The organism is Bifidobacterium miconisargentati (genome assembly GCF_019331675.1).
In the GTDB taxonomy this organism is placed as follows: Bacteria; Actinomycetota; Actinomycetes; order Actinomycetales; family Bifidobacteriaceae; genus Bifidobacterium; species Bifidobacterium miconisargentati.
This window is the reverse complement of sequence record NZ_JAHBBJ010000002.1, coordinates 97916-111968: the sequence shown is the minus strand read 5'-3', so window position 1 is coordinate 111968 and position 14053 is coordinate 97916. Positions and strand designations below refer to the sequence as shown.

The 14053-nt window shown below is 62.7% G+C and carries 10 protein-coding genes and 1 tRNA gene; 5 read left to right on the top strand and 6 right to left on the bottom strand.

The window, feature by feature from the left end; translation table 11 throughout:
• The first annotated feature begins 81 nt into the window (after positions 1–81).
• Both KIH81_RS01720 and KIH81_RS01715 read left to right on the top strand, forming a co-directional pair.
• Entirely contained in the window at positions 82–1629 is a 1548-nt protein-coding gene (locus KIH81_RS01720; protein ID WP_214303795.1) for a glycoside hydrolase family 31 protein, read from the top strand.
• A 158-nt stretch (positions 1630–1787) separates the two neighbouring features.
• The gene (locus tag KIH81_RS01715; RefSeq protein WP_214303794.1) at positions 1788–2840 is read left to right on the top strand and encodes a LacI family DNA-binding transcriptional regulator; all 1053 of its coding nucleotides are present in this window, start codon (positions 1788–1790) and stop codon (positions 2838–2840) included.
• Positions 2841–2943: 103 nt separating this feature from the next.
• Here KIH81_RS01715 and nrdG read toward each other — a convergent pair whose 3' ends face one another.
• Together nrdG and nrdD are read right to left on the bottom strand one after the other, a co-directional pair.
• The gene (gene nrdG / locus KIH81_RS01710; RefSeq protein ID WP_214303793.1) at positions 2944–3675 is read right to left on the bottom strand and encodes an anaerobic ribonucleoside-triphosphate reductase activating protein; all 732 of its coding nucleotides are present in this window, start codon (positions 3673–3675) and stop codon (positions 2944–2946) included.
• A 160-nt stretch (positions 3676–3835) separates the two neighbouring features.
• Positions 3836–6244 (bottom strand): anaerobic ribonucleoside-triphosphate reductase, encoded by a 2409-nt coding sequence (gene nrdD, locus KIH81_RS01705; protein WP_214303792.1) that lies wholly within the window; start codon positions 6242–6244, stop codon positions 3836–3838.
• A 376-nt stretch (positions 6245–6620) separates the two neighbouring features.
• On the opposite strand from nrdD, the gene xseA reads away from it, so the two are divergent.
• Entirely contained in the window at positions 6621–7988 is a 1368-nt protein-coding gene (gene xseA, locus KIH81_RS01700; RefSeq protein ID WP_236029112.1) for an exodeoxyribonuclease VII large subunit, read from the top strand.
• Between the two features lie 69 nt (positions 7989–8057).
• Positions 8058–8360 carry an exodeoxyribonuclease VII small subunit gene (locus tag KIH81_RS01695; protein WP_214303791.1) on the top strand — a complete coding sequence of 101 codons (303 nt, stop codon included), beginning with the start codon at positions 8058–8060 and terminating at the stop codon, positions 8358–8360.
• A gap of 295 nt (positions 8361–8655) precedes the next feature.
• On the opposite strand, the gene KIH81_RS01690 is transcribed toward KIH81_RS01695, so the two are convergent.
• The 3 genes from KIH81_RS01690 to KIH81_RS01680 all read right to left on the bottom strand — a co-directional run bounded on the left by KIH81_RS01690 (position 8656) and on the right by KIH81_RS01680 (position 11446).
• Positions 8656–10512, bottom strand: coding sequence for an AMP-dependent synthetase/ligase (locus KIH81_RS01690; RefSeq protein WP_214303790.1), 1857 nt, complete (start codon positions 10510–10512; stop codon positions 8656–8658).
• Positions 10513–10724: 212 nt separating this feature from the next.
• Positions 10725–11150 carry a nucleoside 2-deoxyribosyltransferase gene (locus KIH81_RS01685; RefSeq protein ID WP_214303789.1) on the bottom strand — a complete coding sequence of 142 codons (426 nt, stop codon included), beginning with the start codon at positions 11148–11150 and terminating at the stop codon, positions 10725–10727.
• Between the two features lie 223 nt (positions 11151–11373).
• Positions 11374–11446 (bottom strand) — tRNA-Arg (locus KIH81_RS01680).
• Between the two features lie 521 nt (positions 11447–11967).
• Here KIH81_RS01680 and KIH81_RS01675 point away from each other — a divergent pair.
• Positions 11968–12954: an endonuclease/exonuclease/phosphatase family protein gene (locus tag KIH81_RS01675; RefSeq protein WP_420829114.1), complete on the top strand. Its 987-nt coding sequence runs from the start codon at positions 11968–11970 to the stop codon at positions 12952–12954.
• 97 nt (positions 12955–13051) lie between these two features.
• Here KIH81_RS01675 and KIH81_RS01670 read toward each other — a convergent pair whose 3' ends face one another.
• Positions 13052–14020 (bottom strand): Ppx/GppA phosphatase family protein, encoded by a 969-nt coding sequence (locus KIH81_RS01670; protein WP_109057403.1) that lies wholly within the window; start codon positions 14018–14020, stop codon positions 13052–13054.
• Positions 14021–14053 lie beyond the last annotated feature (33 nt).

The window sequence follows — 14053 nt, the reverse complement described above, 5'->3', positions numbered from 1 at the left end:
CCTTCGTCGTAATAATACGTATTAGATACACGCGGCACCGAAGCTGCGTCAGATGTTTACTGCATATAGGAAAGACCGATTATGAACAACACGGCTCAATGCACAACAATCGATCTGCTGCCCGATGAACTCTGGTGGGGAGGCCGAGCGGCGGACGGACGACTCATGCCATTCGGCGCACAGCCGTTCTCCTGCGACCTGGCCACCTGGAAGCACGAGGACGGCCAGCTGCCCGAAGCCTCGAACCAGAGCGCGCCATTGCTGGTCTCCACCTGTGGCCGGTATATATGGTGCGACAAGCCGTTCGCGTTCTCCTTCGACGGCAAGCACCTGACCGTGCAGGCCGATCATCCCGTCACCGTGCACGGCGATGGCGACGGCACGTTGCGAGACGCCTTCCTCGCCGCAAGCCGGAACCACTTCCCCCCGTCCGGCGAGACTCCCGCCAAGGCCATGTTCGCCAAGCCGCAATACAACACGTGGATCGAAATGCCCTACCGCCCGACCCAGCAGGCAGTGCTTGCCTACGCCGACGCGATGCTGGCCGCCGACATGTCCCCGGGCGTGCTGATGATCGACGACAAGTGGAGCCCCGACTACGGAACCTGGACCTTCGACCCGGCCACGTTCCCGGATCCGCAGGAGATGCTCCGCCAGTTGCACGGCAAGGGATTCGACGTCATCGTCTGGCTGGTGCCGTTCGTCAGCCCCGATTCCGCGGTGTTCCGCGAGCTCGAGGCGCGTGGGCTCATGTTGCGCGACCGCCACGGCCGCACGGCCATCCGCCGCTGGTGGAACGGTCTGAGCGCCGTGCTCGACCTGAGCAACCCCGAGGCACGTCAATGGATTCGCGGCCGGCTCGACGCGCTGTGCGAGCTCGGCGTGGACGGATTCAAGTTCGACGGCGCCGACCTGTATGACTTCCACGACGACGATCTGCCGGCCACTCCGATGACATCCAACGACATGTGCGAACAGTGGGCCGCCATCGGCGTGCACTACCCGTTCAACGAGTTCCGCGCCTGCTGGAAGATGGGCGGCCAGCCGCTCGCGCAAAGGCTTCAGGACAAGCCCGCCGCTTGGGATGAGCACGGCATCGGCTCGCTGATCCCGGAGATGCTGGCACAGGGCATGATCGGCCAGCCGTTCGTCTGTCCCGATATGATCGGCGGCGGCGAAGTCAACAGCGCCAAGCATTCGGACGTGGACCAGGAGTTCTTCGTCCGCTACGCGCAGATCGCAGCGCTTTCCCCGATGATGCAGTTCTCCACCGCGCCCTCCCGCGTGCTGGACGCCGATCATCTCGAGGCCGTACGCAAGGTATTGGCCATTCGCGAGGAATACCTGCCGACGATTCTGCGGCTTGCCGATCACGCGGCGCAAACCGGCGAGCCGATCATCCGCCCGATGTCCTACCACTTCCCTGACATGGATACCGTTACCGACCAGTTCCTTCTGGGCAGTGACATCATCGTCGCCCCCTGCACGCAGCGCCATGCTGTCTCCCGGCGGGTGTCGATTCCCGAAGGGCGATGGCGTGCGGATGATGGGCAGATCATCGAGGGACCCGCCATCATCGACACGCCTTGCCCGCTCGACAGACTGCCGCGTTTCACGCGCGAAGGCTGATCGTATGACGCGCAAAGTCCACCCCTCAGTCGATTGGATAAAGCCAACCAAGAGACCAGCAACGTAAGGGGTTAGCCGCACGGGCTAATATCGAATAGCAACGTGGCGACGACGCGACCGCCGGCGCATCCCGCCGAAATACAACGCAAGAGGACCTCATGACCACCAGACAAGCCGGAACCCGACCGCCGACCAGCAAGGACGTCGCCGCCTTGGCGGGCGTATCCCAGAGCACGGTGTCGTTCGTCATCAACGGCAAGAACACCGTGTCCGAAGCGACGCGACGACGGGTCGAGGAGGCGATGCGCAAGCTCAACTACCAACCGAACGCCGGTGCGCGCACGTTAAAGACGAACCGCACCAACATCATCGCGCTGTTCGTGGAGATGAGCGAGACGATCGACGCCAACGAGACCACGCCGTACATCGATGCCATCGTGCGCAGCGCACGCGCACGCGATTATGACGTCATCATCACCACCACGCACGACGGTGTGGCCGCGCTCAAGCGCATGGCCGGCAAATCGATCTGTGACGGTTTCATTCTCATGGATGTCAGCCGCGAGGATCCCCGCATCCCCATCGCCGCCGAACTCAGCCAACCCGTCACGCTTGTGGGCCGTGCGACCAATGCGCGCGGGCTGGACTGCGTGGACGCCGACGCCCGCAAGGCCGCCCTGTTGGCCGTGGACGAGCTCGCCGACACCGGGCATCACCATGTGACGATGGTCGGTACGCAACTGGGCAGCGACCCGAATGAATACAACTTCGTCGACGAGTTCTATAACACCGCGCACCAGCGTGCGGACGAGCGCGGGTTGGGATTCTCCATCGTGCAACGACTCGGCGAAGGCTGGCCCGGCATCGAGAAGACCGTCGACCAACTGCTGCTGCATGCCGATGACCGCCTTGGCATCATCGTCCGGCAGCCTCAGCCTACCGAATGGCTGCTGCGCACGTTGCGCCGGCATGATGTGATTCCCGGACAGGATGTCTCCGTGGTGTCGTACTGCTCGGACTACGCCGCGACATCATTCGAATGGCAGGTCACCAACGTATCCACCACGCCTGAGCGGCTGTCCGAACGAGCCGCCGGCCTGCTCTTCGACCGTCTCGAAGGCAATCGCGACCGTGATGCACGATGCGAGCTGATCGCGCCGGCAGGCATCACGCGACGCGCTACCACCATCGATTGGAATGCCCGCGATTAGGTCGCTCCTTTTTTTGTTCCATCATCCGCAATGGAACCGCCGGGGACCGGTGGGAGTCAGGTTGGACGGTTCTGAACCATCCTCTTATATGGCTTTATATGATTCAGGACGCCTGCGAGCCTTCGCCGGCCTCGCGATCCTTGAGATAGATTTCGGGGATGTCTCGCTCCTGGTCGTGGAGCTTGGCCCAGATGACGGGCTTGCCCGCCTCCAACGACTTGGGCACATCGAGGATGCGCTGGTTGGCGGAGCCGCGGAACTGCAGCAGGGAGTTCTTCTGGTCCTTCAGGTACCGGCCGTCTACGAGGATGTCGATGAGCTTGAGGAGTTCAAGCTTGTCCGGAGTCTCGCCGGAACGCATGAGTTCCTCCCATGTGTATCCGGTCCAGCACCAGATGTCCTTGGCATGGCCAAATTCACGGCGGATACGCTGCGCGAGCGGCACCAGCACCGGGGTGTTGAGCAGAGGTTCGCCGCCGAGAAACGTGATGCCCTGCACCCACGGGGCCTTGAGATCCTCGATGATCTTGTCCTCGAGCTTCTGGGTGTATTCATGACCGGCCTGGAAGTCCCAGATGGAGGCGTTGAAGCAGTCCACACAGTGGAACGGGCAGCCGGAGACATACAGGGAGTTGCGCACGCCTTCGCCGTCGGTCACGATGAAGGTCTTGTAGTCGGCGATCATCCGCTTGGACATCCGTCGGCCGTCCCATTGGCCGGCCCTGGGATCGTTGGCAAGCCCATGGGAAGGTACGGAGGGACCTCGCCCTGTCTCACCCGCCGCAAAGTCATGGCGCTTGATTTCACGCGCCGCGATCTGCTGGAACTCCGACATGTCCACCTCCGTATTTGCCGACAACACGCAGGCTCCCCTCTCTGAGGGGAGCTGTCGCCTCTAGGCGACTGAGGGGAGTTCCCGCACGATTGCAGGACTCCCCTCAGTCAGCTTCGCTGACAGCTCCCCTCGGAGAGGGGAGCCGCCTCACGCCATACGATTACTTGGCCTCTTCGAACCACTCGCGGGTGGTGCCGTCGTCCAGGGTCACGCGACCGGTCTCACCACTCATGTGCTTGACGCGATGGGCAATCTCCTCGTGACGGCCGTGGACCATCGGACGCTGGACCGGGCTGCCGAGGTAGCCGCAGGTGCGCTTGGTCACGTTGCACTTGTCCGGGTCGGAGTTGCCGCACTCCGGGCACTTGAAGCCTTCCTCGGTGGGCTCGAAGTCGCCCTGGAAGCCGCACACGAAGCAGTGGTCGATCGGGGTGTTGGTGCCCAGGTAGCCGATGCCGATGTTGTAGGCGTAATCCCACACGGCCTCGAGCGCCTTCGGGTTGTCCTGCAGGCACGGGTACTCGCAGTAGTTGATGAAGCCACCGGAGGCGTAGTACGGGAAGTCCTTCTCGTAGTTGAGCTTCTCCATCGGGGTCGGCTGCAGCCACACCGGGTAGTGGAACGAGTTGGTGTAGAAGTCGTGGTCGGTCACGCCCTCGATGCGGCCGAACTTCTCGCGGTCCATGCGGTTGAAGCGGTCGGTCAGAGACTCAGCCGGCGTGGAATACACGGAGTAGTGGTAGCCCTCCGACTTGCTCCACTGCTTGCACAGCTCGTTCATGCGCTTGACGATGGACAGCGCGAACTCCTTGCCTTCCGGATCCCAGCCGTGGTCGCGGATCCAGTTCTTGCCGTAGAAGACCGCGGTGGTCTCGGCTAGGCCGATGTAGCCCAAGGAGACGGTGGCGCGCTCGTTCTTGAAGAGCTGGTCCACGTTGTCGTTGGCACCGAGGCGGCCGAAGGCACCGAAGCGGAACAGCGTCGGAGCGTTGACCGGGGTGGCCTCCTTGCAGCGCATGATGCGGAACTGCAGGGCCTGGTGGGCCACTTCCATGCGCTCGTTGAACAGCTTCCAGAAACGGGCCTTGTCGCCGTGGGACTCGATGGCGATGCGCGGCACATTCACGGTCACCACGCCGAGGTTCATGCGGCCGTCTTCCTCATCCTTGCCGGTCTCCGGGTTGATCCAGCCCTGCAGGAAGGAACGGCAGCCCATCGGGGCCTTGAAGGAGCCGGTGATCTTGACGATGTTCTCGTAGAACACCACATCCGGGTACATGCGCTTGGTGGCGGACTCGAGGGCGAGCTGCTTGAGGTCGTAGTTCGGGTCGCCCGGGTCGGCGTTCACGCCGTGCTTGACGGTGAACACGAGCTTCGGGAAGATGGCGGTGTGGTGCTCCTTGCCCAGGCCGCGGATGCGGTTGAGGAGGATGGCGCGCTGAATCTCGCGGGAGAACCAGTCGGTGCCGAGGCCGAAGCCCACGGTCACGAACGGGGTCTGGCCGTTGGAAACGCGGTTGGAGTTGATCTGGTACTCCATGGTCTGCATGGCGTCGTAGATGGCCTTGCGGGTGCGGATCTTGGCCAGGATCTCGCGCTCCTGCTCCAGCTCGTCGACGTCCGTGTGGAACGGGGTGTCCATGGGCAGCGGCTCGCGGGAACCGAAGTGGAGCTTGGCGGGCTCGTTCTTCTTGGCGTTCTCCACCTGGCGGCGGGCGAATTCCACCGGCATGCCGTCGGGGATGGTCTCGCGGGCCTCCTCGAGGAACTTCTCGTAATCCTTGCGGGCGTACTGCGCCAGGTGCTCGTCGGCGCGGTTGGCGGTCTGGCCGCCGTACTGGCTGGAGGCCACGTCCTTCATGATCTGGGTGATCTGGGTGGCGGCGATGGCGATGGACTTCGGGGAAGCCATCGGGGCGTTGCCGAGCGTGAAGCCGTTGGCCAGCATGTCCCAGAAGTTCGGCAGGGAGCAGTTGGACTGGGCGGTGAACGGCGAGTAGTCGGCGTCATGGAAGTGGATGTCGCCCTTCATGTGGGCGTTGGAGACGGCCGGGGGCAGCATGTTGAATGCGGCGGCCTTGCTCACGGCGCCGGCCAGCAGGTCGCGCTGGGTGGCGTAGACGTTGGAGTCCTTGTTGGCGTTCTCGTGGATGAGCGTCGGGTCGTGGTTGATGAAGCGGGCCACGGCCTCGTTCACGTCGGTGGCCTTGGCGCGCTCGATGTCCTTGTCCAGACGGTAGCTGGTGTAGGCACGGGCCACGTCATACAGGTGGGCGTCGATGAGCGCGTGCTCCACGAGGTTCTGGATGTCCTCGATCTTGGCCGGGCCGTTGTAGCGGCCCTTGATCTCGCCTTCCACCTGGTTGGCGAAGCCACGGATCATGGCCTCCTCTTCGGGGCCGATTTCCTTGTTGAGGTCGCCGAAGGCGGACTTGACCGCGGAGATGATGTTGATCGGGTCGAAATCGACCACGCGACCGTCGCGCTTCTCGACGAGAACGGTGGAGGTCTTGGCGACCTTCTTGATCTCGCTGCCGGCGACGTTCTCTTCCAGCACCTGTGCGCTCATCGGGAACCTCTTTCCTTGGTGTGCGGGCCTGTTTCCAGTCCCGTATTTTGGCCGCACTTGACGTGGGCCACACGAATTACATGGATGTCGTTTCTTGAACCTTTAGAAGGATACGGCAACCCCAACCCTATATCTAGTGCCCAGCTATGGCGTGTTGACCTATTTGTAGTGATTATCGGCCATATTCCGCCAAAATCGAATCTGTGTGATTCACGTAACGGTTTTCCCCGAGCGTGTCGCCGGTTGATGATGCCCATATTCGACCTCCCCTCATGCTATGTGGTTCCATCTGCATCCGATACGGCTCATCATCGCATGGGTTTTTCGTGTCGGTAAAATTTTTCCCTCCCCGAAAACCGCATTTATAGTGGAGGGCATGACTACTGCAATGGGCTATTCCTCGAGCGGCGTACCGACCGCCGCCTCCCTGGCTTCGGCCGGCTTCCCCCCCGGCCAGGGGGCCGGAGTCGGCGAGCCGGGCACCATCAACCTGCCCGCCGGCCCGCGTCCCATCGATCAGCTGCCGGCACGGGCGGGCGAGACCACCGCCCAGAACCCCTGGCCGGTCAGCGTGCTGAGCCAGAAGTTCTATGGCGCGGTGGAACGCTGGCCGGCGGCCTGGGTCACCGGCCAGATTACCCAGATCAACACCCGTCGCGCCGGCTCGGCGTACATCACCCTGCGTGACGATTTCGAGGACATCGCCATGGAGGTCAATGGTTTCGGCCGTTTCGCCGCCGCCGCCAGCCAGTTCGTGCAGGGCGACCGTGTGGTGATCCACGGCAAGGCGAATCTGTGGATGAAGCGCACCTCGCTCTCCCTGAGAGGAGACACGATCCTCAAGGTCGGCGAGGGCGGCAGTCTCAAGGCCATGATCGACGAGCTACGCAAGCGGCTCAAGGGCGAGGGACTGTTCGACGCCGACCACAAACTCCCCCTCCCCGAATTCCCCAAGACCATCGGTTTGGTGTGCGCACCGCAGGCCCGAGCCGAGGGCGATGTGATCACCAATGTGAACCTGCGCTGGCCCACGGTGAACTTCAAGGTGGTGCATGTGCATGTGCAAGGCGAGCAATGCCCCGCCGAGGTGGTCGAGGCCATCGCCAAATTGGATGCCGACCCCAGCGTGGATGTGATCATCGTGGCCCGTGGCGGCGGTTCCTTCGAAGACCTCATCGGCTTCTCGGACGAACGGGTGGTGCGCGCCGCATACGCCTGCTCCAAACCGTTGGTCTCCGCCATCGGACATGAGGACGACTGGACGCTGCTGGATCTGGTGGCGGATCTGCGCGCCTCCACCCCCACGGATGCCGCCAAGCGCGTGGTGCCGGACGTAAACGAACAGTCGCAGCTCATCGAAGGCGCCATCGACCGTATGCGTCTGCGCGTCCGTTCCCGCGTGGAGAACGAAATCCGGCTCATCGAGGGATATGTCAACCGTCCGAGCCTGACCCAACCGCATACCATGCTGGAGCCGCATCAGCGTCTGATCGATGATTCATTGCAGCGACTGGACATCGGATTGCGCCGCATCGTGGATGACGCACAGCTCACCATCGAGAAGGCGCACGCCTCATTGACGGCCTTGAGCCCCCAGTCCACCCTCAATCGCGGCTATGCCGTGGTGCAGTCGGCGGATGGACACGTCGTGGACAGTTCCACGCAGGTCTCTCCCGGAGATGGCATCACTGTGACGTTGAAGCAGGGCGTCATCACCGCCACCGCCACATCCACCACCGAATAACCGCATCGTTATTCATATATTCATACCGATACACGCATAACTACCGTATATATAGTAAGGAGCGTCATCATGACCGATACTTCCAATACCTCAGAGAGCACCGCCCCCGCTTCCGCATTGACGGACAAGGAACGCGAACTCATCGCCCAGATGCCGTATGAGGAGGCGCGAGACAAGCTCATTCAGGCCGTGCAGGCATTGGAGACCGGCGGCCTGAACCTTGACCAGTCGATGCGTCAATGGGAGATCGGCGAGGCCCTGGCCAAGCGCGCGCAAGGCCTGCTCAACGATGTCCGCGCCAAACTCGACCAGGCCCAGGCCGACCAGGCCGCCAATCAGGCCACTGCTGGTACTCAGTCGAATCTCGACTGAGTACCCTTCGGCCTACGGCCTCACTTCGCCTACGGACGGCCCACCGGACCGTCCGCTTCACGGCTCGACTCCGTCCCCCGCAATCGCGGACCGGCCATCAGCCGGCCTCAATTCCAACCTTCACTCGGCTATCGCCTCGCTCAGGCTGAGCCTACGGACAGTCCACCGGACTGCCCGCTTCACGGCTCAGCCCAGTCGAATCTCGACTGAGTATCCAGACAAACACCTTGGCTCCCCTTGTCAGGGGAGCTGGCGCCGTAGGCGACTGAGGGGTAGCCCTCACCGGTAGGTGCATCTACTTCTTCAGCGGCACGTAGATCACGTTGTCGATCAGGTCCTGATAGTGCTTGACGATCTGCGCACGGCGGGTCTTCAGGCTCGGGGTCAGCATGCCGTTGGCCTCGGTGAACTCGTCCGGCAGGATCTCGAACTTGCGGATGGATTCGGCGCGAGAGACGCCCTCGTTGGCGGCGTTCACCGCGCGCTCCACTTCGGCGTGCACGATTGCGTTGCCGGCCAACGAAGCCAGGTCAGGCTCCGGCTTGGCACCCTGCGCCTCCAGCCAAGCGTTGGCGTCGGCAAGATCCAGCGTGACCAAGGCGGCCACGAACGGCTTCTTGTCGCCGATCACGAGGCACTGATTGACCACGGGCGAGGTCATTACGGACGCCTCCAGGAGGCCCGGCGAGACGTTTTTGCCGCCTGCGGTGATGATGAGATCCTTCTTGCGGCCGGTGATGGAGATGAACCCGTCCTCGTTGATGTCACCCAGATCGCCGGTGTGCAGCCAGCCATCGGTGATCTGCTGGGCGGTGACCTCGGGGTTGTTATGGTAGCCCTTGCACACTAGCGGACCCTTGACCACGAGCTCGCCGTCCTCGGCGATGCCGGCGGTGATGCCGCACATGGGCATGCCGATGGTGCCGATGCGGTTGTCCTCCGGCAGGCTCACGCACACCGGGCCGCAGGTTTCGGTCATGCCGTAGCCCTCCAGCACGGGCATACCGATGCCGTTGAAGAAGTGCGAAAGCTCGGAGTCCATGGGAGCGCCGCCGGTGATGGCGAAGTCGGCGTTCGGGCCGAAGATCGTGCGGATCTTCTTGTACACCACCCGCTCGTAGAAGGCGTGGGCGATGCGGCCGGCCAGCGGCAGTTTCCCGCCCTTCTGCTCGGCGCGGGACCAGTCACGGGCGTTCTGCGCGGCACGCGCGAACATCTTGCCTGCGAATCCGGTACCGGCGCGCTGGGAAGCGGCATTGTAGACCTTCTCGTACACGCGCGGCACGGCGAGCAGCAGTGTGGGACCGAAGGTCTCGAAGTCCTTGACCATGGTCTTCATGTTGGAGCTCAGGGCCAGCGTGATGGTGCCGCCGAAACTGAAGAACTCCATGAACCGGGCGAACACGTGGCTCAACGGCAGGAACAGCAGCAGGCGGCGGTCCGGCCATGCGCCGGCGCGCGGCATGTACTGCAACGCGGAGAGCACCAGGAACGCGAAGTTGCGGTGGGTGAGCTCCACGCCCTTCGGGGTGCCGGTGGAGCCGGACGTGTAGACGATCGTGGCGAGGTCGTCGCCGTGGGCGGCCTCCTTGTATTCCCAGAATTCGGCGTCGGTCACGGATTCGCCATATTCCTTGATGGCCTCCAGACCTCCCGCCTCGATCACGAACACGTTGCGCAGGGTAGGCACCTGTGAGCGCACGGACTCGATCTTGTCGCGCTGACCGTCGTCCTCGGCGATGGCGATGGTGACTTTGGAATCGTTGAAAATCCAGCTGACCTGACTGGCGGAGTTGGTCTCGTACACCGGCACGGTGAGCGCGCCGATGGACATGATCGCCAGATCCAGCGCGGTCCACTCCCAGCGGGTGTGGGACACGATGGACACCGCATCGCCCTTCTTGACGCCAAGGCCGATCAGACCCTTGGCCAGAGCGATGACCATGTCGCGGAAGACCTGCGCGCTGTAGGGATGCCAGGCGCCGTCATCGCCCTTGTATTCGATCATGGAGCCATCGGGGTCACGCTGGGCGCGGCGGTCGAGCAGATCGAACAGATTGATGTCGCTGTCGATCGGCTCTTTGACCGGGTTGGTGAACTGCTTGACGATCGTGGTCTCATTCCGGGCCACATCAGCGATATTTTCAGTCATAGCCCCTATGTAACTCCATCGTTGCTACAAACTCGTTGCCGAGGTCCGTCCATCCGTCAACATGGCCAACATGTCTACGGCCCAACGAATGAAATCCCAAGCTCTGGCCAAACCGGACAAACCGGACAAGCCCGTGAGCCTGGTGCCGCAAGACGAGTCGAGGCGGCCCGGTCCTCTCTGTCCGAATCGCCTCGTCCCGTCGGGGTCGCCCATCAGAACTGGATGTAATCGACTTCTGTATGCTCGCCGGTTTCCAGGTATTTGGCCACGTCTTCGGGACCGGAGAAGACCAGTTCGACCGCCTGTGCCACCATGAGGTTCACGCGGTCCATCGGCGTGATGCCTTCGTAATACACATACACCGGCATGCCCAAGGCATGGGCGTATCCGATTTCGAACATGGTGCCCGGATCCTCATCCATGAGGTTCGCGATCACCGCCTTGGAGGAGTTGATGCCGCGAATATCGTCCGCGAAGCAACCTTCCGGACCGACCTCCTCGATCTGGCTGACGAACCGCGGCTTGAACAGCTTACGGCCATGATCTTCCAGCACCTTCTCCAGACGCTCCATGCTGCGCGTCTGCTCGGGATCGAAGAACGGACCGGCCACGTAATAGTCATATTCCTTGTCGCTCATGGCTTCCAGTCATACCGCAGCCTTGCGGAACATCATGTATATAGCTCAAGGTGTGGACAAGATATCAGCATGCGAACATTTTGCTGCACATACCGCATTCATGCCGCATAATGGCGCGAATTTCGCACCTCTTCAGTCACGTCTCAATCATGATAGCCAGTGACGAGAAGAGGAAATCAACATGGCGGATACGTCACATCCTTGGACCTTCCGCCAGCACAAGTGCCCGAGATCGGATTCGAACCGACGACACCCGCTTTAGGAGAGCGGTGCTCTATCCACTGAGCTACCCGGGCAACGACGTTCCATTGTACACGGTCAGCACCCCAAACGAACACCCATCAAGGCATATCGGTGACCAAGCATGTCACGGCAGGCCCGATGAACCGGCACACATACGAACAAATCGTGCCGGTTTGGTGCGGAACATGGGCCTTGCGGCGAAAAAACGGACGCCCGCCAAGACGAACCCGCTACAGTGGCAAATCGCAGAAAATCGGATGGTAGGGAGGGGATCGGCATGGCGAGGTCACGAAGCACGGCATATGGCAACGGCACCGGCGCAAGTCGCGGCGGGACGGCTTCCGGCCGTACCCAGACACGATCGCAGGCCACCGGCGACGCCGGAGCCAAGGCCGGCAGAATCGACGGAACCTACGGATCCGGCAGAGACGGATCGTCCTACAGGACCAGCGCACGCCCGACCAAGGCAACCGGCAAGGCTCGCCCCGCAACCGGAAAATCCGGTAAGTCCAACAAATCCGGCAAATCCAAGTCCAGGAAGAACGCAGCCCCCGACCACCGTTATCGGAACCGGCTGCTCGGTCTGTTGTCCGCGCTGTTCGCGCTTGCAGCCCTCATCGGCACCGCCGCACGTGCGTTGCCCGGTGATTTGCAGGAACTGCCGTATGTGCCGATCGTGGTCTCGGCCACGCCCTGGTTCGCGCTGTTGGCCCTGATCGCCCTGCTGTTGGCGATCGTCTCGCACCGCATCCTCGCCGCGCTGCTCGCTGTGGCCGCCATCGGACTCAATGGCTACTGGCAGTATCCGTTCTTCTACTCCCCCAATCCGTTACCACAGGCCGCGCTGAACGCCGTGGCCGCCTCCGAAGCCAATACCGAGGATGCCTTCGCGCGCGTGATGACATTCAACGTATACAAGGGCCAGGCGGACCCGCAGGCCATCGTGGATCTGGTGAGCGACCAGCGTGTGGAGGTGCTGGCCTTGCAGGAGACCACCGACGACTTCGTCAAGCGGCTCAAACAGGCCGGCATCGAGCATTACCTGCCGTATTCGCAGGTCTCCTCGTCCGATGGCGTGTACGGCAACGGCCTGTGGTCCGCCACTCCCCTGGCCGACCCAGTGGATGACGAGGTGCATTCCAGCGCCTCGTTCATGCCGGGCGGCACCGTGGATCTGGGCGGGTATCGGATTCGATTCGTTTCGGTGCACACCACGGCACCGGTGCCCGGCTATTGGCGTCAGTGGAAGCGCTCCCTGGATGAGCTGGGTCTGATGCGCGAACACACGGACACCCGGTACATCTTCATGGGCGATTTCAACGCCACCTACGACCACACGCCGTTCCGTGATTTCCTGGGCACCCGGTTCCAGGACGCCGCCTATGCCTCAGGCCATGGGTTCACGTTCTCCTGGCCCACGAACCGCCCATGGGTGCCGATGTTCGCCGGCATCGACCATGTGGTGCTCGATCAGGGCATGCGGGCCGGTCAAGGCAAGGTGGTGCAGGTGGAGGGTTCCGACCATGCCGCCCTGCTCATGACCGTGGACGTGATGCAGTAGCATCATCCTGTTCCTAGACTCTTCCCACCAAGGGAAAAGTCCCGAAGACGGCGTCGGGGATGAGACCCGCGAACCCGTCCGCGCACCAACCGACGGCTCAGAACCCCAGCCGCGTACGACCGAACTGGTCGAGCCAACGCAGGATGGCGCCCTCACGCAGCGCCCACGGGCAGATCTCGACCTCCTGGATGTTGAGCGCCTTCATGATCTCGTCGGCCACCACGCCACCGCCCACGATCTGCATTGTGCGCTCCGGGGTGATGCCGGGCAGGGCCACGCGCTGCTCGGGTTCGATCGCGGCCAGTCGCGGGATCCAGTCCTCAAGCTGCTCTCGGGTCATGATCCACGTGTCCTCGCGGCCGGGCTGACGCACCACGGCACCGCACAGTCGGGCCAGCGAGCGGAAGGTCTTGGATGTGCCCACCGCGTGGTTCGGATGCTTGGACTGCGGGAACACCTTGACCATCGGTTCCAGGATCTTGCGCACGTTCTTGCGCACTTCCTCAAGCTCCTCGGGCGTGGCGGTGCCGGAGGGCAGGAACTCAGTGGTCACGCGGCCCGCACCGGCCGGCACAGACAGCGCAACGGTCGGCTCCTCATCGGAGCCCATCGCCACTTCCAACGAGCCGCCGCCGATGTCCAGCACGAGCAGTCGGCCGGCGTCCCAGCCGTACCAACGACGGGCGGCCAGGAAGGTGAGTCGGGCCTCGTCGTTGCCGGACAGCACGGTCACGCCCTGGCCGATGCGTTCCTCGATCTTGTGAATCACCTTGTTGCCGTTGGGCGCCTCGCGCAGGGCGGAGGTTGCCATGGCGAGCAGCTGGGTGATCTCGTACTCCTCGGCGAGCTTCATGCACTGGTCCACGGCTTCGAGGATCGCCTCGACGCCGGCTTTCTTGATGGAGCCGTCCTCCTTCAGGTATTTCATGAGGCGCACGGTGGACTTGGTGCTGGCCTCGGGATCGGGGCGCGCGCCGGGGGCCGCGTCAACGATGAGCATGTGGATGGTGTTGGAACCGATATCGAGCACGCCGAGTCGGGTGGTGTGCGAACGCAGATTGACCATAGTTCTTGACCTTATCACCTAATGACAGGCCGC

What these genes read in the sequence shown, in the direction of transcription:
- KIH81_RS01720 (WP_214303795.1), top strand. Translation starts at nt 82, where the DNA reads ATGAACAACACGGCTCAATGCACAACAATCGATCTGCTGCCCGATGAA.
- KIH81_RS01695 (WP_214303791.1), top strand. Translation starts at nt 8,058, where the DNA reads ATGACCGATACTTCCAATACCTCAGAGAGCACCGCCCCCGCTTCCGCA.
- nrdD (WP_214303792.1), bottom strand. Translation starts at nt 6,244, where the DNA reads ATGAGCGCACAGGTGCTGGAAGAGAACGTCGCCGGCAGCGAGATCAAG.
- KIH81_RS01670 (WP_109057403.1), bottom strand. Translation starts at nt 14,020, where the DNA reads ATGGTCAATCTGCGTTCGCACACCACCCGACTCGGCGTGCTCGATATC.
- nrdG (WP_214303793.1), bottom strand. Translation starts at nt 3,675, where the DNA reads ATGTCGGAGTTCCAGCAGATCGCGGCGCGTGAAATCAAGCGCCATGAC.
- xseA (WP_236029112.1), top strand. Translation starts at nt 6,621, where the DNA reads ATGACTACTGCAATGGGCTATTCCTCGAGCGGCGTACCGACCGCCGCC.
- KIH81_RS01685 (WP_214303789.1), bottom strand. Translation starts at nt 11,150, where the DNA reads ATGAGCGACAAGGAATATGACTATTACGTGGCCGGTCCGTTCTTCGAT.
- KIH81_RS01690 (WP_214303790.1), bottom strand. Translation starts at nt 10,512, where the DNA reads ATGACTGAAAATATCGCTGATGTGGCCCGGAATGAGACCACGATCGTC.
- KIH81_RS01715 (WP_214303794.1), top strand. Translation starts at nt 1,788, where the DNA reads ATGACCACCAGACAAGCCGGAACCCGACCGCCGACCAGCAAGGACGTC.